Source organism: Achromobacter sp. Root170, assembly GCF_001428165.1.
In the GTDB taxonomy this organism is placed as follows: domain Bacteria; phylum Pseudomonadota; class Gammaproteobacteria; order Burkholderiales; family Burkholderiaceae_B; genus Achromobacter; species Achromobacter mucicolens.
On sequence record NZ_LMHN01000001.1, the window covers coordinates 576,360 to 597,240 of the forward strand.

General features: G+C 64.8%; 19 protein-coding genes. 17 read left to right on the forward strand and 2 right to left on the reverse strand.

What is annotated here, in order from left to right; all coding sequences use genetic code 11:
• Positions 1–50: 50 nt before the first annotated feature.
• Both ASD87_RS02590 and map read right to left on the reverse strand, forming a co-directional pair.
• On the reverse strand, positions 51–2,657 hold the full coding sequence (locus ASD87_RS02590) for a [protein-PII] uridylyltransferase (protein WP_056316745.1): 2,607 nt from the start codon (positions 2,655–2,657) through the stop codon (positions 51–53).
• Positions 2,658–2,673: 16 nt separating this feature from the next.
• Positions 2,674–3,495 (reverse strand): type I methionyl aminopeptidase, encoded by an 822-nt coding sequence (map, locus tag ASD87_RS02595; protein ID WP_056316747.1) that lies wholly within the window; start codon positions 3,493–3,495, stop codon positions 2,674–2,676.
• Between the two features lie 899 nt (positions 3,496–4,394).
• On the opposite strand from map, the gene rpsB reads away from it, so the two are divergent.
• The 17 genes from rpsB (at position 4,395) to ASD87_RS02680 (ending at position 20,764) form a co-directional block, all read left to right on the forward strand.
• A complete protein-coding gene (rpsB, locus tag ASD87_RS02600) occupies positions 4,395–5,144 on the forward strand; it encodes a 30S ribosomal protein S2 (RefSeq protein WP_056316750.1) in 750 nt (249 codons plus the stop codon).
• A gap of 180 nt (positions 5,145–5,324) precedes the next feature.
• Positions 5,325–6,203 carry a translation elongation factor Ts gene (tsf, locus tag ASD87_RS02605; RefSeq protein WP_056316754.1) on the forward strand — a complete coding sequence of 293 codons (879 nt, stop codon included), beginning with the start codon at positions 5,325–5,327 and terminating at the stop codon, positions 6,201–6,203.
• A 179-nt stretch (positions 6,204–6,382) separates the two neighbouring features.
• Complete coding sequence (gene pyrH, locus ASD87_RS02610) at positions 6,383–7,099, forward strand: UMP kinase (protein WP_056316757.1); 717 nt, start codon at positions 6,383–6,385, stop codon at positions 7,097–7,099.
• Positions 7,100–7,114: 15 nt separating this feature from the next.
• On the forward strand, positions 7,115–7,675 hold the full coding sequence (frr, locus tag ASD87_RS02615) for a ribosome recycling factor (protein WP_056316760.1): 561 nt from the start codon (positions 7,115–7,117) through the stop codon (positions 7,673–7,675).
• Between the two features lie 176 nt (positions 7,676–7,851).
• On the forward strand, positions 7,852–8,616 hold the full coding sequence (gene uppS / locus ASD87_RS02620) for a polyprenyl diphosphate synthase (protein WP_056316763.1): 765 nt from the start codon (positions 7,852–7,854) through the stop codon (positions 8,614–8,616).
• 51 nt (positions 8,617–8,667) lie between these two features.
• Positions 8,668–9,525: a phosphatidate cytidylyltransferase gene (locus tag ASD87_RS02625; RefSeq protein WP_056316764.1), complete on the forward strand. Its 858-nt coding sequence runs from the start codon at positions 8,668–8,670 to the stop codon at positions 9,523–9,525.
• The gene (locus tag ASD87_RS02630; RefSeq protein WP_056316767.1) at positions 9,522–10,721 is read left to right on the forward strand and encodes a 1-deoxy-D-xylulose-5-phosphate reductoisomerase; all 1,200 of its coding nucleotides are present in this window, start codon (positions 9,522–9,524) and stop codon (positions 10,719–10,721) included. The genes ASD87_RS02625 and ASD87_RS02630 overlap by 4 nt, the downstream gene beginning before the upstream one ends.
• A 54-nt stretch (positions 10,722–10,775) precedes the next feature.
• Positions 10,776–12,107, forward strand: a complete 1,332-nt coding sequence (gene rseP, locus ASD87_RS02635) for an RIP metalloprotease RseP (RefSeq protein WP_056316771.1) — start codon at positions 10,776–10,778, stop codon at positions 12,105–12,107.
• A 53-nt stretch (positions 12,108–12,160) separates the two neighbouring features.
• Complete coding sequence (gene bamA / locus ASD87_RS02640) at positions 12,161–14,494, forward strand: outer membrane protein assembly factor BamA (RefSeq protein WP_056316774.1); 2,334 nt, start codon at positions 12,161–12,163, stop codon at positions 14,492–14,494.
• Positions 14,495–14,603: 109 nt separating this feature from the next.
• On the forward strand, positions 14,604–15,164 hold the full coding sequence (locus tag ASD87_RS02645; RefSeq protein ID WP_056316777.1) for an OmpH family outer membrane protein: 561 nt from the start codon (positions 14,604–14,606) through the stop codon (positions 15,162–15,164).
• 18 nt (positions 15,165–15,182) lie between these two features.
• Complete coding sequence (gene lpxD, locus ASD87_RS02650) at positions 15,183–16,280, forward strand: UDP-3-O-(3-hydroxymyristoyl)glucosamine N-acyltransferase (protein ID WP_056316781.1); 1,098 nt, start codon at positions 15,183–15,185, stop codon at positions 16,278–16,280.
• 67 nt (positions 16,281–16,347) lie between these two features.
• Entirely contained in the window at positions 16,348–16,803 is a 456-nt protein-coding gene (gene fabZ, locus ASD87_RS02655) for a 3-hydroxyacyl-ACP dehydratase FabZ (protein WP_006385190.1), read from the forward strand.
• Complete coding sequence (gene lpxA, locus ASD87_RS02660; RefSeq protein WP_056316784.1) at positions 16,804–17,598, forward strand: acyl-ACP--UDP-N-acetylglucosamine O-acyltransferase; 795 nt, start codon at positions 16,804–16,806, stop codon at positions 17,596–17,598.
• Positions 17,595–18,791 carry a lipid-A-disaccharide synthase gene (lpxB, locus tag ASD87_RS02665; RefSeq protein WP_056316787.1) on the forward strand — a complete coding sequence of 399 codons (1,197 nt, stop codon included), beginning with the start codon at positions 17,595–17,597 and terminating at the stop codon, positions 18,789–18,791. The genes lpxA and lpxB overlap by 4 nt, the downstream gene beginning before the upstream one ends.
• A complete protein-coding gene (gene rnhB, locus ASD87_RS02670) occupies positions 18,778–19,386 on the forward strand; it encodes a ribonuclease HII (protein ID WP_056316790.1) in 609 nt (202 codons plus the stop codon). The genes lpxB and rnhB overlap by 14 nt, the downstream gene beginning before the upstream one ends.
• Positions 19,383–20,171, forward strand: a complete 789-nt coding sequence (locus ASD87_RS02675) for an RNA methyltransferase (protein ID WP_056316793.1) — start codon at positions 19,383–19,385, stop codon at positions 20,169–20,171. Before rnhB ends, ASD87_RS02675 begins: the two co-directional genes overlap by 4 nt.
• A gap of 125 nt (positions 20,172–20,296) precedes the next feature.
• A complete protein-coding gene (locus ASD87_RS02680) occupies positions 20,297–20,764 on the forward strand; it encodes a DUF2846 domain-containing protein (RefSeq protein WP_056316795.1) in 468 nt (155 codons plus the stop codon).
• Positions 20,765–20,881 lie beyond the last annotated feature (117 nt).

Genomic DNA, 20,881 nt, shown 5'->3' on the forward strand with positions numbered 1-20,881 from the left:
GCCGAAAACCCGGATTGTATGCGGTCCGGGCGGGGTCTGGCGATGCGGGCTCAGGCGGCGCGCTGCTGGGCCTCGTCGCCGGAAAGCGCGTCCAGGATGTCGCGTTCGAACTGCATCTGGCTGCGGGGGCGCGCCAGCGCGGATCCGTCCACGATGAACACGTCCTCGACGCGGTCGCCCAGCGTCATGATCTTGGCCATGAGCAGGTTGACCTCGTGGCGGGCAAAGACGCGCGCCAGGGCATGCAGCAGACCCGGCCGGTCGGTCGCCGTGACGGACAGCCGCCACGATGTGCTGCGCTCGTCCGGCTGCAGTTCAGCTTGCGGCATGACCGGAAAGACGCGCGATACGCGCGACTGCCGGCCGCGTCCGTACCATCCGCCGCGCCCGGGCTGGGCCTGCGCGGCTGCCTGCGGGTCCTTCAGCCGCTCGGCCAGTTCGTGCTCGACCAGCGTGGCCTGCGCCCGCAGGTCGCTGGCGCCTTCCGGCAGCAGCACGATAAAGCTGTCCAGCGCCCAGCCATGTCGGGTCGTGTGGATGCGGGCGTCCTGAATGGACAGGGACTTGGCGTCGAAATACCCGCAGATCGCCACGAACAGGTCGGGGGCATCGCGCGTGTAGACCATGATCTGCAGGCCTTCGCCCTGTTCGGTAGGGCGCGCCTTGACCACCGCGCGCGCGGGCTCGACCTGGTGGTACAGGTGGCGCGTGTGCCAGGCGATGTCCGAGGCGTCGTGCCGCAGGAAGTACGCCACGTCCAGCTGATTCCAGAAGGCTTCGCGCGCGTCGTCGCGCAGACCGGCCAGGCGCGTCAGCCGCGCCGCTTCTTCCTTGCGTTCGGCCAGCACCGTATGGGCGTCGGCATGGGCGCCGCCCAGTGCGGCCAGCGTCAGCTTGTACAGGTCTTCCAGCAGCTTGCCCTTCCAGGCGTTCCAGACCTTGGGGCTGGTGCCGCGGATGTCGGCCACCGTCAACAGATACAGCGCGGTCAGATGGCGTTCGTCCTTGACCGTCGCGGCAAACTCCTTCACCACGTCTGGGTCGGACAGATCACGCTTTTGCGCCACTGCCGACATCAGCAGATGCTGACGCACCAGGAACTCCACCAGCTTGGCGTCTTCGGGATCCATGCCGTGGTCGGCGGCAAACTTGCGCACCTCGCGCGCGCCCAATTCAGAATGGTCGCCGCCGCGGCCCTTGGCGATGTCGTGAAACAGCGCGGCCACGTACAGCAGCCAGTGACGGTCCAGGCCCGCGATCAGCTGGCTGGCCAACGGATATTCCTGCGCGTGCTCGGGCATGGTGAAACGGCGCAGGTTGCGCACCACCGCAAGCGTGTGCTGGTCCACCGTATAGGCGTGGAAAAGATCGTGCTGCATCTGGCCCACGATGCGGCGGAACACCGGCAGGTAGCGCGGCAGGATGTTCAGCATGGTCATGCGCCGCAATTCGTGGACGATGCCGCGCGGCTGCTGCAGGATCTGCAGGAACAGCTTGCGGTTGACCGGATTGCGGCGGAACTGCGCGTCGATGCGGTGACGCGAATGCCAGATGGCGCGCAGCGTGCGGGCAGACATGCCCGTCAGCTCGGGGTGCTGCTGCATCACCAAAAAGGCGCGCAGGAGCAGGGTGGGATTGCGCTCGAAGCCGTCGTCCCGAATGATGTCCAGGCGGTCGCGCAGGTTGCGGAAATCGTCGTCGATGTCGCGCGCGTCGCTGTCGGGACGGGGAAACAGCCGCTCCTCGATGTTCTGCACCAGGATGCCGTTCAGCTGTGTCACCAGCCGCGCCGCCCAGTAATAGCGCTGCATCAGCAGTTCGCTGCCGCGCCGCGTGGCGGTGGCATGGATGCCGTAGACCTCGGCCAGCGCGGGCTGCAGGTCGAACAGCACCCGGTCTTCGCGCCGGTTGGCCAGCAGGTGCAGTTCGATGCGCAGGCGCTTGAAGGCTTGCTCGGCCTTGCGCAGGTCGCGCGCCTCGGACGAGGTCAGCAGACCCGCCTGCGCCACCGAGCGCCAGTTGTTGCCAAACCCGGCGGCCCGGGCCATCCACAGGATGACCTGCAGATCGCGCAGCCCGCCCGGCGATTCCTTGCAATTGGGTTCCAGCGCGTAGGGAGTGTCGTGGTAGCGCCCGTGGCGCTGCTGCATTTCGACGCGCTTGGCCAGAAAGAAAGCTTGCGGATCGAGCCGCGACTTGGTGGCCGCGTCGAACTTGCGCATCAGCACGCGGCTGCCGGCCAGCCAGCGGGATTCCAGCAGGGCGGTTTCCACGGTGATGTCGGCGTCCGCCTCGCGTTCGCAGTCCTCGATGGTGCGCACGCTGTGGCCCGGCTCCAGTCCCAGATCCCATAGCGACGCCACCAGCTTTTCGATCGCGCTTTCCTCGTCGGGCGTCGGCGCATGCGGCAGCAGGATCAGCAGATCGACGTCGGAGTGGGGGTAGAGCTCGCCGCGGCCATAGCCGCCCACGGCCGCCAGCGTGGCGCCGACCGGCAGCGGGCAATGCTTGACCAGATCCCGCAAGGCGGCATCCACGATGCGCCGCAGTTCGGTCAGCAGGATGTCGGGACGTTCGTGTTCCCGGAACTGGGCCACCGCGGCCCGCCGGGATTCCTGAATGCGTTCGCGCAGCTGGGTAAGGATTTCGGCGGTCATGGGTGGCTGCGGTGCTTCAGACGGCGGGAATAACGATGGGTTCGGTGATGAACGCGGGCGGCTGGGGCATGCCGGGCGACAGGGTCAGGACCTCGTAGCCGGTCTCCGTCACGCAGACGGCGTGTTCCCATTGCGCGGACAGGCTGTGGTCGCGCGTGACCACGGTCCAGCCGTCGGCCAGTTGGCGGATCTCGCGGCGCCCGGCGTTGATCATCGGCTCGATCGTGAACAGCATGCCGGTCACCAGCTTCACGCCCGTGCCGGGCTTGCCGTAGTGCAGGACTTGGGGATCTTCGTGAAAGCGCTGCCCGATGCCGTGGCCGCAGAATTCGCGCACCACCGAAAATCCGTTGGACTCGGCGTGCTTCTGGATCGCATTGCCGATGTCGCCCAGGGTGGCGCCGTTCTTGACCTGCTGGATGCCCTTCCACATGCACTCGAACGTGATGTCGGACAGGCGCCGGGACAAAATGGACTGTTCGCCCACCGCGTACATCCGGCTCGTGTCGCCGAACCAGCCATCCTTGATGATGGTGACGTCGATGTTCAATGAGTCCCCATTTTTCAGCACCTTGTCGCCCGGGATGCCGTGGCACACCTGGTGATTCACGGAGGTACAGATGGCGCCGGGGAAGGGCGGGTAGCCGGGGGGCGCGTAGCCGACCGTGGCGGACTTTACCTTCAGTTCGTCGGTCAGGTACTCCAGGCAGAGGCGGTCGAGTTCGCCTGTGGTCACGCCCGGTTTGACGTGCGGCGTGATGAAATCGAGAACTTTGGCGGCGTCCTGGCAGGCGGCGCGCATCTTGGCCAGGTCGGCCGGATCAGTGATTGTGCCCATGGAAAGCTTGCGATGTGTCGCTTGAATGTCTGCTTGAAAGAATAGTAGAATTATAGGCTTCCCTAAAAATTTGGGGAGCAATCGGGTTACCGGCAAGAAGGGTCTGCACCGCCAGCGCCATGGCAAGAGCTTCGGCAAAAGCCACCGCTCAGGCAGTCTGACCCCCAGCCAAACCCGGCGGGTGCTGGCCTTTGGGTCCAGGGCACACCCGGCAGGATTTTTCGGTCATGCGCAGTTCTTCTTAAGATCACGCGGCAGGCCCTGAAATTTCACCGCAAGCGAAGGTTGTGGAGCGAATTCGGGCAAGCCGCAGGGTGTTGGGAAGCAGTCGGGCGTCGGTCGGGATCCAGCCGGATGCGTTCGGGACATGAATGCTACCGCCAGCTGGGCGCGGTGTGCTTGCAAGCCCGGAAGTGTTTTCGAGCGGCGATGCAGGTTCGGTATGGGCGCTGGATTAAGTTCTTGGAAATGCGCTGAAAAGCGCACCCTGAAAAGGGCATTCCTGAAAAGGATCCTTAAGAACTGCCACAGCGGCCTGATGCGCGGGCTGGCCTAGCGGCCAGGTTTGCGAAGAACTGGATTTCGCCGCCAACAAAACAATTCCGGGTGCGTCTCGAAGAAACTTCCAGGAGTCTCCTGGAGTGTCGGAAAGACGCAATGCAAGAATCTTGTGGTGGCGGCCGTCTGGGTTTATCGCGGCAGCGTAGTAGAAGTCGTTAAAGGCGAGCCGCTACAGGCAACGCGCCTGGAGCGTCGTAGTTATTGCGGCAGTGATCGGCCGGCCCGGTTAAAATCTTTGTCATCCCGCGTTTTGCGGGAAATCGCGCGCAACACCACCCAGGGTGTCAGCAAGATGCTGATGCAGGTGCGGCGCAAGAAACCAACCCTTGGAGAATTAAATGTCTTTGATGCGCGAAATGCTGGAAGCGGGTGTCCACTTTGGTCACCAGACCCGTTACTGGAACCCCAAGATGGCTCAGTACATCTTCGGTCACCGCAACAAGATTCACATCATCAACCTCGAAAAGACGGTTGATAAGTACCAGGAAGCCACCAAGTTCGTGAAGCAGCTGGCTGCTCGCGGCGGCAACATCCTGTTCGTCGGCACGAAGCGCGCCGCTCGCGAGCTGGTCGCTGCTGAAGCCGCCCGTTGCGGCATGCCCTACGTCGACGCCCGCTGGCTCGGCGGCATGCTGACCAACTTCAAGACGGTCAAGACCTCGGTCAAGCGCCTGAAGGACATGGAAGTCGTGGTCGCCGAAGGCGGCGCCGAGCGCATGATCAAGAAGGAAGGCCTGCTGTTCCAACGCGAACTGGACAAGCTGAACAAGTCGATCGGCGGCATCAAGGACATGAACGGTCTGCCCGATGCCATGTTCGTGATCGACGTCGGCTACCACAAGATTGCCATCGCCGAAGCCAAGACCCTGGGCATCCCCGTGGTCGCCGTGGTTGACACCAACCACTCGCCCGAAGGCATCGACTACGTGATCCCCGGCAACGACGACTCGGCCAAGGCCATCGCGCTGTACGCCAAGGGCATCGCCGACGCCGTCCTGGAAGGCCGCGAGCAAAACCTGAACGGTCTGGTCGAAGAGCTGGGCGAAGGTCAGGAAGAGTTCGTCGAAGTGCAAGACAACCAGGCCTAAGCCTGTTGTCATGTCCGGCGGGTAAGGTCTGGAAGCGGCGCCGAATCTGGTCCGCTTTCGCCCCGCCGGCGCTGCGAAGCTGGGCTCCCATCTTCCAGGCCCGCCACGTGCGGGCGTCTCATCGAATCAAATCACAGCCCCGGCCCGCCGGGGCGTGTCTTAGCAAAATTTGGAGCAAACATGGCTGAAATTACCGCTGCCTTGGTCAAGGAACTGCGCGAAAAGACTGACGCGCCCATGATGGAATGCAAGAAGGCCCTGACGGAAGCCGAAGGCGACCTGGCCCGCGCCGAGGAAATCCTGCGCGTCAAGCTGGGCAACAAGGCCAGCAAGGCCGCCGCCCGCGTCACCGCCGAAGGCCTGATCGGTCTGTTCATCTCCGCCGACGCCAAGAAGGGCGCCGTCATCGAAATCAACTGCGAAACCGACTTCGTCGCCAAGAACGACGACTTCGTCGGCTTCGTGAACAAGCTGGCTGAGCTGGTCGCCACGCAGAACCCGGCCGACGTGGCCGCGCTGTCGGCGCTGCCCTTCGGTGAAGGCACCGTCGAAACCACCCGTACCGCCCTGATCGGCAAGATCGGCGAAAACATCTCGATCCGTCGCTTCGAACGCATCGAGACCGCCAACTCGCTGGCCAGCTACGTGCACGGCGGCAAGATCGGCGTGCTGGTCGAATACACCGGCGCCGAGGAAGTGGGCAAGGACCTGGCGATGCACATCGCCGCCACCAAGCCCAAGGCCCTGAACGCCGACGGCGTGAACCCCGCCGACATCGCCGCCGAGCGCTCGGTTGCCGAGCAGAAGGCCGCCGAATCCGGCAAGCCGGCCGACATCGTCGCCAAGATGGTCGAAGGCTCGGTCGTGAAGTTCCTGAAGGAAGTGACGCTGCTGTCGCAGCCGTTCGTCAAGAGCGACAAGCACACGGTCGAACAGCACCTGAAGGAAAAGGGCGCGTCGATCAGCAAGTTCGTGCTGTTCGTCGTCGGCGAAGGTATCGAGAAGAAGACCAGCGACTTTGCCGCTGAGGTTGCCGCCGCCGCCGCTGGCGCCGCCTGACCTCTAGGTAGTGCTTAAAGGCCGGCGCTAGATTAAATTCTAGTCCGGCCTTTTTCGCCGCATGGGCCCCCAAAGGCAGACGCCGATGGGGCAGCCAACCCGCCAGGCGGGCGCGGTGCTGGGGGTCAACCCCATTCTTGTCTTACACTTTCGTCGGATTGTTCTTCGGGATATCACCTATGAGCAGCAGGGCATACAAACGGGTTCTTCTCAAACTTTCCGGCGAGGCGCTGATGGGCGACGATGCATTTGGCATCAATCGCTCCACCATCGTCCGTATGACCGATGAGATCGCTGAAGTCGCCGCCGCAGGCGTCGAATTGGCCATCGTCATCGGCGGAGGCAACATCTTCCGTGGCGTCGCCCCGGGTGCGCAGGGCATGGACCGCGCCACCGCCGACTACATGGGCATGATGGCCACCATCATGAACGCGCTTGCGCTGCAAGACGCGCTCAAGCACAAGGGTATCGACACCCGGGTACAATCCGCGCTGAATATCGATCAGGTCGTCGAGCCCTACATCCGGCCGAAGGCCTTGCGTTACCTCGAAGAGGGCAAGGTCGTGATCTTCGCCGCGGGTACCGGCAATCCCTTCTTCACCACCGACACGGCTGCGGCACTGCGCGGCGCCGAGATCGGCGCGGAGATCGTGCTGAAGGCCACCAAGGTGGACGGCATCTACAGTGCGGATCCCAACAAGGATCCCACCGCGACGCGTTACGCGCGCATCAGCTTCGACGAGGCGATCGTTCGCCGCCTTGAAGTCATGGACGCCACCGCCTTCGCGTTGTGCCGCGACCAGAAATTGCCGATCAAGGTGTTTTCGATCAATAAGTCCGGCGCGCTCAAGCGAGTCGTGAGCGGCGAGGACGAAGGCACGTTGGTACACGTTTAAAGAAAAGGAAATTCCATGAGCGCAGCAGAAATCCGCAAATCCGCCGAAGCCAGGATGGCCAAGTCGCTTGATACGCTCAAGACCAACCTGGCCAAGATCCGCACGGGCCGCGCCCACACCGGCATCCTGGACCACGTGCAGGTCGAATACTACGGCTCGCCCGTGCCGGTCGGCCAGGTCGCCAACGTGAACCTGGTCGATGCCCGCACCATCAGCCTGCAGCCTTACGAGAAGCACATGGCCGGCCCGATCGAAAAGGCCATCCGTGAGTCGGACCTGGGCCTGAACCCCATCTCGATGGGTGACACGATCCGCGTTCCGATGCCCGCGCTGACCGAAGAACGCCGCCGCGACCTGACCAAGGTCGTGCGCAGCGAAGGCGAAGACGCCAAGATCGCGGTGCGCAACCTGCGCCGTGAGGCCAACGAAGCGCTCAAGAAGCTGGTCAAGGACAAGGAAATCTCCGAGGACGACGAACGCCGTTCGCAGGACGACGTCCAGAAGCTGACGGATCGTGCCGTCGCCGACATCGACAAGATGGTCGTCCAGAAAGAAGCCGAAATCATGACCGTATAATCCCAACACGCCGCGCGGCGCCGCTTTGTCGGCCCGCGTGGCGTCAGGATTTCGTCGCACATGCGCCGTCCTGTCCATTGCCTCGCGGTACTTCCTCGTAGCGATGGAAACGACGGCGCAGGTTTTTTCCCGTATTCGTGTCTTTCGCCGGTCCGCCGCGCGCAGCCCCCAAACTAATGGCAACAAGTTCGACTCAGGCGGTTCCCGATATCCGCGACATCCCCGAGCACGTCGCTATCATCATGGATGGCAACGGCCGCTGGGCGACGCGGCGTCTGCTGCCTCGCACGGCCGGGCATGCCAAGGGCGTGCAGGCCGTCCGCCGCGTGGTCGAGGCGTGCGGTCGAGCGGGTGTGCGCTACCTGACGCTGTTTGCGTTCAGTTCCGAGAACTGGCGCCGTCCGGCCGAAGAAGTCTCGCTCCTGATGCGCCTGTTCGTGCAGGCGCTCGAGCGCGAGGTCGGCAAGCTGCAAGAGCAGGGCGTGCGCCTGCACGTCATCGGCGACCTGAGCGCCTTCGAGCCGCGCCTGCGCGAGCTGATCGCCGCTGCGCAAGAGCGCACCGCGCATAACGACCGGCTGCACCTGACCGTCGCCGCCAACTACGGCGGCCGTTGGGACATCCTGCAAGCCACCCGCGCCATGCTGGCGGCCGAGCCCGACCTGGCCGCGCACCCAGAACGGGTGGACGAGGAGCGTCTTTCCCGGCACCTTTCCATGGCATGGGCCCCCGAGCCCGACCTGTTCATCCGCACCGGCGGTGAGCAGCGCATTTCCAATTTCCTGATCTGGCAGATGGCGTACGCGGAGTTCTACTTCACGGACCGCTACTGGCCGGATTTCGGCGCCAATGAACTCATGGCCGCCTTTGATTGGTACCGCACGCGCGAGCGCCGCTTCGGCCGCACCAGCGCACAAGTCAGCGAAGCGGCTGCAAAGTAAGCTGAACGCGACGCGCGCGTCTTTCCAGGCTGCACAAGAGGAGACCGTCACATGCTGGGCCAGCGTATCGTTACCGCCGTCGTTTTGTTGGCCATTCTGGCCGCCGCCATGGCGAGCGCCAATCCCTGGTGGTTCGTCGCGCTGCTGGCCCTTGCGGCCGCTTGCGCCAACTGGGAGTGGCTGCGCCTGACGCTGCCGCAACCGCCTTCCCCCCTGATCTCCATCGGTGTCGCCGTCCTGCTGTTCGCTGGCATGCTGGTGCTGACGTCCGCCTGGCTGGCGGGTGACCGGACCGGCGCGGGCGATCCCGGCTGGGTGCTGCGCTATCTGGTGCCGGCCGTGTCGGCCGTCTGGCTGTTTGCCGGCGTGGCCGCCGTGGTGCGCGGGCGCGCCGACGCGCCGCCGGCCAGTCTGGCGTGGTCGGTCTTTTCCGTCCCGGCCGCCTTTGCGGCCTGGGCGGTGCTGGCGCAGATGTACGTGGCGCGCGGCGCCGTGTTCGTCGTGTCGCTGCTGGCCCTCGTCTGGGTGGCCGATATTGCCGCTTACTTTGCCGGCCGGGCCTTCGGCAAGCGTAAACTGGCTCCGCGAGTGAGTCCGGGCAAGACCATCGAAGGCGCCATTGCCGGCGTCCTGGGCGCGGTGGTGTGGATCGGGCTGTCCAGCCTGTGGGACGGCACCTTCGGTCACGCCCTGGTGGAACGCTGGACTTTCTGGCTCGCCCTGCCGATCGCCGCGGTGCTGGGCGTGCTGTCCATTGTGGGAGACCTGTTCGAGTCGCTGCTCAAGCGCCGCGCGGGCCGCAAGGATTCCAGCACACTCTTGCCTGGCCATGGCGGCGTCTATGACCGGATCGATGCGATTCTTCCCGTCGCGCCGTTCGCGCTACTTTTGTCTGGAGTCTTGTTTTGACGGCTTTTCAACGTGTCGTCGTGCTGGGATCGACCGGTTCGATTGGTGAAAGCACGCTGGACGTGATTGCCCGCCACCCGCAGCGGATGGCGGTTTACGCGCTTTCGGCCCACAGCCGGATGCAACGGCTGGCCGAGCAGGCGCTGGCCAGCCGGGCCGCGGTCGTCGTGGTGCCCGACGCCGCCGCCCGCCAGAAATTCATCGATGCCTGGACGGGCGGGCACGCCATGCCCGAAATCCGCGTGGGTGCACAGGCGCTGGCCGACACCGCCGCGGATTCGCAGTGCGACACCGTGATGGCCGCCATCGTGGGCGCCGCAGGCCTGCCTTCGGCGCTTGCCGCCGCGCGCGCCGGCAAGCGCGTGCTGCTCGCCAACAAGGAGGCGCTGGTCGCCGCCGGCACGCTTTTCATGCAGGCCATCCGCGACAACGGCGCCGAATTGCTGCCCATCGACAGCGAACACAACGCCATCTTCCAATGTCTGCCGCACCAAGGCCGTGCCGATGCGCCGCAGCAGCCGGCCAAGGGCGTGCGCCGTTTGCTGCTGACTGCCTCGGGTGGGCCTTTCCGCGGCCGCGACCTGGAAGACCTGCACGACATCACCCCCGAACAGGCCTGCGCCCACCCCAACTGGAGCATGGGCCGCAAGATCTCTGTCGATTCGGCCACGATGCTGAACAAGGGGCTTGAGGTCATCGAAGCTCATTGGTTGTTCGCGATGCCGGCCGATCGGATCGACGTGGTCGTGCACCCGCAGAGCGTCGTGCATTCGATGGTCGAGTACGACGACGGTTCGGTGCTCGCGCAGTTGGGCCAGCCCGACATGCGCACGCCCATCGCGTACGGCCTTGGCTTTCCCGACCGCATCGAGAGCGGCGTAAGCCCGCTGGATTTGACCCGGCATGGCCGCTTGGACTTCGAAAAGCCGGATCTGACCCGCTTTCCGTGCCTGGCGCATTCCTTTGCCGCGATGCGGGCGGGGCAGGGCGCCTGCGTGGTGCTCAATGCGGCCAACGAGGTGGCGGTTGACGCATTTCTGGACGGGCGGCTGGCCTACACCTGGATTCCGCGGGTCATCGAGGCTGCGCTCGAGTGGCAGGCGCGGCAAGCATCTGTTACGCTCAGCAGTCTTGACGACGTACTTGCGCTTGACGCCGAGGCGCGCGCCTTTGCGGGCAACCTCGGACTGGCCTGATGGCGGGCCGCGATTGCCTCTGCGTTTGCCTCTGATTTCCTAGATTCCGACCCCATGCTTTTCACCTTGCTGGCCTTTGCGGTAGCGCTCGGCTCACTGATCATTTTCCATGAGCTTGGGCACTATTGGGTTGCCCGCCTTTGCGGTGTGAAGGTCCTGCGTTTCTCGGTGGGCTTTGGCAAGGTCATCCTGCGCCGCACCGACCGGCACGGCACCGAATGGGCGGTATCCGCGCTGCCGCTGGGCGGCTACGTCAAGATGCTGGACGATGCGCCGCCTGGGGCCTCGCCGGCCGTGGCGGCTTCGGCCTTCAACACCAAGCCTGTGGGCCAGCGCATCGCCATCGTGGCCGCTGGCCCCATCTTCAACCTGATCCTCGCGGTGTTCCTGTATGCATGCCTGAACATGGCCGGCACCGAGGAGCCCGTCGCCATCATCGCGCCGCCCGTGGCCGAGACCCCTGCCGCTCGGGCTGGCCTGTTGGCCGGCGACCGCATCCTGGCCATCGATGGCCAGGAAGTCGCGTCGTGGTCCGACGCCCGTTGGCGCCTGATGGACGTCATGTCCACCGGCGGGCGAGCCAGCATCGAGGTCAGCACGCCGTCCGGCGCCGTCCAGCGGCGCGAACTCGATCTTCCCCCCAATACGATGGACCCGGCCGAGGGCGACCCGCTTGCCGCGGCCGGCGTGCGTCTGGCCCAGCCCAAGCCCGCCGTGCGTGCGGTGATCGACGGCGGAGAAGGGCAGGCCGCCGGCCTGCGCGCGGGTGATCTGGTCGTGGCCGTCAATGGCCAGCCGGCGCCCGACACCGGCGCGCTCGTCAAGCAGATCCAGGAAAGCGCGGGCAAGCCGCTCGCCCTGACAGTGGTCCGGGATGGCGCCAACGTCACGCTGAATGTCACGCCCCGCCCTGAAGTCGTCAACGGCCAGGAAATCGGCCGATTGGGCGTGCAACTGGGCGGCAACGTGCCGATGGTCACCGTGCGCTATGGCGTCTTCGACAGCCTCTGGCGCGGCGCCGTCCGCACCTGGGACACCGCCTGGTTTTCGCTGCGCATGATGGGCCGCATGGTGACGGGCGACGTGTCGTGGCGCAATGTGAGCGGCCCGGTCACGATTGCGGACTACGCCGGCCAGACCGCCCGGATCGGGATTGTTGCGTATATCGCCTATATCGCATTGATCAGTATCAGCCTGGGCGTTTTAAATTTGCTTCCCATTCCTATGCTGGATGGCGGCCATCTGCTGTACTATCTCGTCGAAATTGTGCGGGGCAGCCCCCCGCCCGCAAGATGGATCGACATCGGACAACGCGCCGGCATAGGCATATTGGCAAGCCTGATGGGGCTTGCGCTGTTCAACGATTTCACGCGTTTGTTCACTTGAACGCCATTTAGCATAAAATCCCCCGCCATTTGCACGACCGAGGATACTCAAGGATGTCTTTTCGCCGGATGTTTCAACACAAAAAGGGTGTACTGCCGGGTCTCGTAGCCGCGCTGATGTTGCCGGCCTTGGCCCACGCCTTCGAACCCTTTGTCGTGCGGGATATCCGCGTAGAGGGTATTCAACGAACCGACGCCGGCACCGTCTTTGGTTATCTGCCTGTCAAGGTCGGCGAGAAATTCACCGAAGAAGAAGCCACCGAAGCCATCCGCCGTTTGTATGGCACGGGCTTTTTCACCGACGTTCAGATCCAGACGGACAATAATGTCGTCGTCGTGGTCGTTCAAGAACGTCCCACCATCGCGTCCGTTAATTTCAACGGCATGCGCGAATTCGATTCCAAGGCCATCACCACCTCGCTGGCGCAGGTGGGTTTTGCGGAAGGCCGCATTTTCGACCGCTCCATGCTCGAGCGCGCCGAATACGAATTGAAGCAGCAGTATCTGTCCAAGGGCAAATACGGCGTCGAAGTCACTTCCACCGTCACGCCGCTGCCGCGTAACCGCGTCGGCGTGAGCTTCGACGTGTTCGAAGGCTCGGTTGCCCGCATCCAGGAAATCCGTTTCGTCGGCAACAAGGCCTTTTCCGAAAGCGACCTGCTGGACGAATTCAAGCTGACCACCCCCGGCTGGCTGACCTGGTACACCGATACCGACAAATACTCGCGCGAAAAGCTCGAGGGCGACCTCGAACGCCTGCGCTCGTTCTACCTGGACAAGGGTTACCTTGAGTTCTCGGTCGAGCCGCCGCAGGTCACCATTTCGCCGGATCGCCAGGACATCCGCATCACGATCACCGTCCACGAAGGCGAGCCCTACAAGGTGCGCAGCGTCAAGCTGGCCGGCAACCTGCTGGGCCTGGACAAGGAAATCAACGACCTGGTGCAGATCAAGGCAGGCGAGACCTTCTCGGCCGCCAAGACCAACGATTCCGCCAAGGCGATCACCGACTACCTGGGTGAGCTGGGCTATGCATTCGCCAACGTCAACCCGAACCCGCAGCTGGACCGCGCCAAGCACGAAGCCGACCTGACGTTCTACGTCGATCCGAGCCGCCGCGTCTACGTGCGCCGCATCCAGATCGGCGGCAACACCCGTACCCGCGACGAAGTCGTGCGCCGCGAAATGCGCCAGCAGGAAGCCGCCTGGTACGACGCCGGCGACATCAAGACCTCGCGCGACCGCGTCGACCGTCTGGGTTACTTCAGCGACGTCAACGTCAAGACCGAGCCGGTCCCGGGTTCCCCTGACCAGGTCGACGTCAACGTCGACGTGAAGGAAAAGCCCACCGGCATGATCAACCTGGGCGTGGGCTACGGCTCATCCGAAAAGGCGATTCTGTCGGCCGGTATCAGCGAAGACAACGTCTTCGGCAGCGGCACCAACCTGACGCTGCAACTGAACACCAGCAAGACGAACCGCGCCGTGGTGCTGTCGCATACCGATCCGTACTGGACCAAGGACGGCATCAGCCGCACCACGTCGGCGTACTACCGCGTGACCGAGCCCTGGAACAACAACGACGGTGACTACCGCGTCAAGGCCTTGGGCCTGGGCATGAACTTCGGTATCCCGATCTCGGAGTACGACCGCATCTTCCTGGGCGGCAACTTCGAACGCAACCAGATCGACCTGTACAACAACTCGCCGGCGGCCTACGAAAGTTTCGTTGACCAGTATGGCGATGCGACGAACTCGGTGATCCTGAGCGCCGGCTGGTCCAAGGACACGCGTGACAGCGCGCTGGCGCCGACCAAGGGTTCGTACACGCGCTTGAAGGCCGACGTGTCGACCATCGATCTGCAATACACGATGCTGACGGCGCAACAGCAGTATTACGTGCCGCTGGGCGGCTCGTACACCCTGGCGCTGAACGGCATGGTCGATTGGGGCCAGAGCTACGGCAGCAAGGATTACCCGGTCATCAAGAACGTTTATGCCGGCGGTATCGGCACCGTCCGCGGCTACGAAGGCTCGTCGCTGGGTCCGCGCGACGTCAAGACGGGCGATTACCTGGGCGGCACGCGCCGCATCGTGGCCAACGCCCAGCTGTACCTGCCGTTCCCGGGCGCCTCGAAGGATCGCACGCTGCGCTGGTTCATCTTCAGCGACGCCGGTCAGGTGTCGGCGGGCAGCGGCCTGTCTTGCACCCGCGGCCGCGACAACACCGAGGTCGAGGATCCGTGCGGCTGGCGTTTCTCGGCCGGTATCGGCCTGTCTTGGCAATCGCCGATGGGCCCGCTGCAGCTGTCGTATGCGCGGCCGCTCAATTCCAAGCCGGGCGACGACAAGCAAAGCTTCCAGTTCCAGATCGGGACGGGATTCTAAGCGAGGCGTTACTCTTGAAAACAAGGGCGCGGCCCCCTGGTCCAGCGTCCTTGCTGTTTAGTGGCACAATACACACTTTGGCTTTGCCTTACTGGAAGGTGAGATTTTCATGATGTCTGATTTCGCACTTAAATCATCGAAGACGCTGGGCGCCAAGCGCCGTGGCAAGCTGGGCGGCTCCATTGCCCTGGTGGGTGCGCTCATTCTCGGTTCGGCTGCCGCGATCCCCGCGCAAGCGCAAGGCACCAAGATCGGTTTCGTCAATACCGAACGCATCCTGCGCGAATCGGGTCCGGCCAAGACTGCCCAAAGCAAGATCGAAGCCGAATTCAAGAAGCGCGACGACGAACTCCAGCGCCTGAACAACAGCCTGCGCTCGCAAGCCGAGAAGTTCGACAAGGACGCCCCCGTCCTGTCGGAATCCGACCGCGTCAAGCGCCAGCGCGAACTGGCCAACCTGGACACCGACCTGCAGCGCAAGCGCCGCGAGTTCCAGGAAGACTTCAACCGCCGCCGCAACGAAGAATTCTCGGGCATCGTGTCCAAGGCCAATGACGCCATCAAGCGCATTGCCGAACAGGAAAACTACGACCTGATCATCCAGGACGCGGTGACGGTCAACCCGCGCATCGACATCACCGACAAGGTGATCCAGAGCCTGGGCAAGTAAAGCGATACCCGTCTAGTCATGCCGGTTTTACTGGATCTTGCCCGCGCGCCGACACTCGAAGCATTGTTGAGCGCCGCCAATACCCAGGGTATGGACTGGCGTATCAGTGCGGTTCCCGGCGCAGACCCCATGCGGGTCTGCGGCATCGGGACCCTGTCTTCGGCCGGCCCCCAGGAAATCACTTTCCTGTCCAATCCGCGTTACCAAAGCCAGCTTGGCGCAACCGGAGCGGGGGCGGTCATCGTCTCCACCGACGTCGCCGAGGCGCTCGAAGCCCAGGGCAGCGACCGCCCGCCATTCGCGCTGGTCGTCTGCAAGCATCCCTATCTGCTCTACGCGCGCGTCGCGCAGTGGTTCGACACTGCCCGCAGACCCGCCTTGCCCGCTGAAACCCATCCTTCCGCCGTGGTTGCGCCCGACGCGATCATCGAAGAAGGCGTGCGTATCGGCCCGAACTGCGTCGTCGAAGCCGGCGTGCGCATCGGACGGGGCACGGTGCTGGGTCCGGGATGCGTCATCGGCGCCGGATCGTCCATCGGGCCCGATGGACGGCTGCATGCCAACGTCACGCTGTACGAAGGCGTCAAGATCGGCGCCCGAGTCATCCTGCACAGCGGTTCTGTGCTGGGAGCCGATGGTTTCGGCTTCGCGCCGGATCCTTCGCTGGGCAAGGGCGCCTGGGGCAAGATCCCGCAGTTCGGCGGCGTTTCGCTGGGCGATGACGTCGAAATCGGCGCCAACACCACCGTCGACCGCGGCGCCCTTGAAGACACCGTCCTGGCGGACGGCGTGAAGCTCGACAACCAGATCATGATCGGCCACAACTGCCGCATCGGCGCGCATACCGCGATGGCGGCCTGCGTGGGTGTGGCGGGCTCGACCACCATCGGCGAGCGCTGCACCATCGGCGGCGCCGCGATGCTCTCGGGGCATCTGGTGCTGGGCGACGACGTGCATATCTCGGGCGGCACGGCAGTGACGTCCAATATTTCCAAGCCTGGCCGCTACACCGGGGTCTTCCCGTACGCGGAGCATGGCGAATGGCAGCGCAACGCCGCCGTGATACAACAGTTGGCGCAATTGCGCCGCCGCGTGCGCACGCTGGAAAAGGACTAGGGCGCGTTCGCCGCCCTGGCGCGCCCGCGCCGCCACATTATTTAATTTCGCAGGAACGCATAGAAAAATGGAACTCGACATCAAGGGGATCATGGAGAGGCTGCCGCATCGCTACCCGATGCTGCTGATTGACCGTGTCGTGGAAATGGTGCCTGGCAAGTCCATCGTCGCCATCAAGAACGTCTCGATCAACGAGCCGTTTTTCAACGGTCACTTTCCTCACCATCCGGTGATGCCGGGCGTGCTCATCGTCGAAGCCATGGCCCAGGCCTCGGCGCTGTTCTCGTTCACGGACGAGAACGGTGGCCTCAAGTGCGAAGGCGCCAAGACCGCCTATTACCTGGTCGGCATCGACGGCGCGCGCTTTCGCCGCCCCGTCGTCCCGGGCGACCAGCTGCGCATCGAGGTCGAAGCGGAACGCCTGAGCCGCAGCATCTGTAAGTATCAAGCACGCGCGACGGTCGACGGCCAGGAAGTGGCCTCCGCCAAGCTGATGTGCGCGATTCGCAGCCTGGAAGAGTAAATGGCAGGAAACATCCATCCCACCGCTGTTGTCGATCCGGCGGCAAAAATCGACCCGACCGTGGTCATCGGCCCGTTCGCAGTGGTGGGGCCTGATGTGACCATCGGTGCGGGGACCGAAATCGGCCCGTACTGCATGATCGACGGTGTGACCACCATCGGTCGCGACAACCGCTTCTATCGTTATTGCTCCATCGGCGGCATGCCGCAGGACAAGAAGTACGCGGGCGAGCCGACGCGCCTGACGATCGGCGACCGCAACACGGTGCGCGAATTCGTCACGCTCAATACCGGCACGACGCAGGATGGCGGTGAAACAACGCTGGGCAACGACAACTGGATCATGGCCTACGTTCACGTGGCCCATGACTGCCACATCGGCAGCAACACGATCCTGGCCAATTCGGTGCAGCTTGGAGGCCACGTGCACGTGGGCGACTGGGCCATCATCGGCGGCCTGACCGGCGTGCACCAGTTCTCGCGCGTGGGCGCGCACACCATGACGGGCGGCAACAGCTCCCTCATGCAGGACACCCCGCCTTTTGTGCTGGCGGCCGGCAACCCGTGCCGTCCGGTGGGCATCAACGTCGAAGGCCTGAAACGCCGCGGTTTTTCCGCGGCCTCGATTTCGGCCCTGCGCGAAGCCTACAAGATCATCTACCGCCGGGGCCTGCCCCTGGACGCGGCGCGCGCCGAACTGCGCGAGCGCCAGCACTCCACCCCTGAAGCCGCGGAGCATCTGCAGACGCTGCTGGACTTCCTGGACGTCGCCTCCCGCGGCATCATCCGCCCATGAGCGCTCGGATCGGCATGGTGGCCGGCGAGCCTTCGGGCGACCTGCTGGCCGGACGCATCATTGCCGGTCTGCAAGCGCGCGACAGCGGCGTGCGCTGCGAGGGCATCGGCGGACCGCAGATGCAGGCGCGAGACTTCGACGCCTGGCATCCGATGCACGCGCTGACCGTGTTTGGCTACGTGGACGCGCTCAAGCGCCTGCCCAGCCTGCTGGCCACCTACCGCGACGTCAAGCGCCGCTGGCTTGCCGAGCCGCCGTCCGTCTTCGTGGGCATCGACGCACCCGACTTCAATCTGCGGCTGGAGCACCAGCTTCGCCAGGCGGGCACGCCGACGGTGCATTTCGTCGGCCCCTCGATCTGGGCCTGGCGCTACGAGCGCATTCACAAGATCCGCGAATCGGTCTCGCACATGCTGGTGCTGTTTCCGTTCGAGGAAGAGATCTACCGCAAGGAACGCATACCGGTGACGTACGTGGGCCATCCGCTGGCCGGCGCCGTGCCGATGCAGCCGGACCGCGCGGCGGCCCGCGAGCGCCTGGGCATCGATCAAGACGCCCGTGTGCTGGCGATCCTGCCCGGCAGCCGGTCCTCCGAGATCCGTCTGCTCGCGCCGCGGTTTCTGCAGGCGGCCCAGCAACTGCTGAAGAAGGATCCGGCCCTGCAGTGCATCGTGCCCATGGTCAATGACCAGCGGCGGGCCGAGTTCCTGGAAATCCTGGCCCAGAACCCGGTGCCCGGTCTGCGCTGCGTCACCGCGCACGATCTGCACGGCGAGGGCGGGGACCGCAAGGCGCCGGTGGCCTGGTCCGTCATGGAAGCCGCCACGGCCGTCCTGGTCGCAAGCGGCACCGCCACGCTGGAGACGGCGCTGTTCAAACGGCCCATGGTCATCTCCTACGTCCTGTCGCCCTGGATGCGGCGGATCATGGCGTGGAAATCCGGTCAGCAGCGCCCGTACCTGCCCTGGGTGGGCCTGCCCAACGTGCTGCTTCGCGACTTCGTCGTTCCCGAACTTTTGCAGGACGACGCGACGCCCGATAAACTGGCCGAAGCGACCTGGCAGGCGTTGACCGACGACGCCCTGATCGCCCGCGTGGAGGCCCGTTTCACTGCCATGCACCAAGACCTGTTACGCGATACGCCGGCGCTGGCCGCGCAGGCGATCCTGGAGGTGGCCGATGGAGCAGCCTGAGCTTTTCGTGGCGCCGGAGCAGCCCGCGCTGCTGACCGCCGGCGTCGACGAGGCGGGCCGCGGCCCGCTAGCTGGCGAGGTCTACGCGGCGGCGGTCATTCTGGATCCGTCACGCTTCATTGACGGCCTGGCCGACTCCAAGGTCCTCACCGCCGTGCGCCGCGAGGAACTGGCGCTGCAGATCAAGGAACAGGCGCTTGCCTGGTGCATCGCCAGCGCCACGGTCGCGGAAATCGACAGCCTGAACATCCTGCGCGCCACCATGCTGGCGATGCAGCGCGCGGTGCAGGGCCTGGCCACCGTGCCGCAACTGGCGCTGGTCGACGGCAATCAGGCGCCCAAACTGCGTTGCACCGTGCAGACCGTCATCAAGGGCGATGCGCGGGTGCCGGCGATCTCGGCCGCCTCCATCCTTGCCAAGACCGCGCGCGACGCCGACCTGCTTCGCCTGCACGCCCTGTATCCGCAATACGCGTTCGACCAGCACAAGGGCTACGGCACGGCGCTGCATCTGCAACGGCTGCGCGAGCACGGTCCGTGCGCCGAACACCGGCGCAGCTTCGCGCCCATCAAGGCCTTCGGCCTGGTTTCATGAAGCACATCAGTTCCCGGGACAACCCGGCGGTCAAGGCGCTGGTCAAGTTGGCCGGCACCGCGGGCAAGCGTGGCGCCCCGGTGCTGCTCGATGGCGTGCACCTTTGCCAGGCATGGTTGCAGCACCACGGCGCGCCGGATCGGGCGATTTTCGACGTGGACCGCCTTTCCCAGCCGGACATCGCGGCGCTTGCCGCGGCCGTGCCGGACAACGTCAGCCTCGCGCTGGACGCGCGCCTGATGCACGCCGTGGCCGCCGTCGAAAGCGGGCAGGGCGTCGCCTTCCTGGTCACGCCGCCGGTGCCCGCGCTGCCTGAACAGGTGGATGAAACCTGCGTGCTGTTCGACCGCATCCAGGACCCTGGCAATGTGGGCACTTTGCTGCGCACGTGCGCCGCGGCCGGCATCAAGCGGGTGTTTCTTGCCACGGGCTCGGCGGCAGCCTGGTCTCCCAAAGTGCTTCGCAGCGGTCAGGGCGCGCATTTTGCCCTGGATATCCACGAGCATGTCGATCTCCAGGCCTTGCTGCCGCGCTTGCGTGTGCCACTCGTGGCGACGGCGCTGGACGGCTCGCGCGACCTTTACGCGGACCGCCTGCCTGAGCGGTGCGCGTGGGTGTTCGGGCATGAGGGCCAGGGTGTGGCGCCCGCGCTGCTGGCCGCTGCCAGCCTGAAAGTGCGCATAGACCACGACGCCGCCGCCGTCGAGTCGCTGAATGTCGGCGCCGCCGCAGCGATCTGCCTGTTCGAGCAACGCCGCCAGGCGACCCAGCGCCATCCCGCCTGAGCCGGCGCGGGATCCCCCCGTTTTTCCACCGATTGATCGGCGAATCTGCCCCCTATACTGCCGCGCTTGTGCAACGTGGGCGGCGCACTGACGCGGCCCGCATTTCGAACCCGGGGAGGGGACACGTGAAACACTGGATCAAACCGAGCCTGGCCGCGCTGGGTGCCGCAACCGTGCTGGCGGGCTGCGCAGGGCCCCGGTATGGCGACGTGGCGGCCAAGATCTCCGCACTGGAGCCGGGCGAAGGGCGGATCTATTTCTACCAGCCCAAGACGTCAAATGGCGACAAGGTGCCGCATCCGGCCATCCTGGTCGACAACGCCCGCGTCGGCAAATCCAAGGCAGGCCACTTCTTTTTCGTGGACCGGTCGGCCGGGACGCTCGAAGTGATCACGGCAACGGACCGCAAGGAACGCAAGGACCCGCTGGTCGTGCCGCTAGCGGCAGGGCAGACCCAATACGTCCGGGTGGACGTCGCGGGGGGCAAGCAAGTGCTGCGCCTGGAGCAGTCGCCCGACGCCGCGCAGCAAGCGCTGGCCGACTTGCGATATTGGGGCGCGGGCCGGCGCGAGCGCGAGGCGCTGCGCTATTGAGCGAGGATACGTTTTGTAGATTTCTGACGCACCCCTATACTTACGCACTTCATTCGTTGCCGGGGTATCCATGGTGTCGTCGGAAGTTCCAAAAATCGCGGGCGCGTCCCGCCTGAG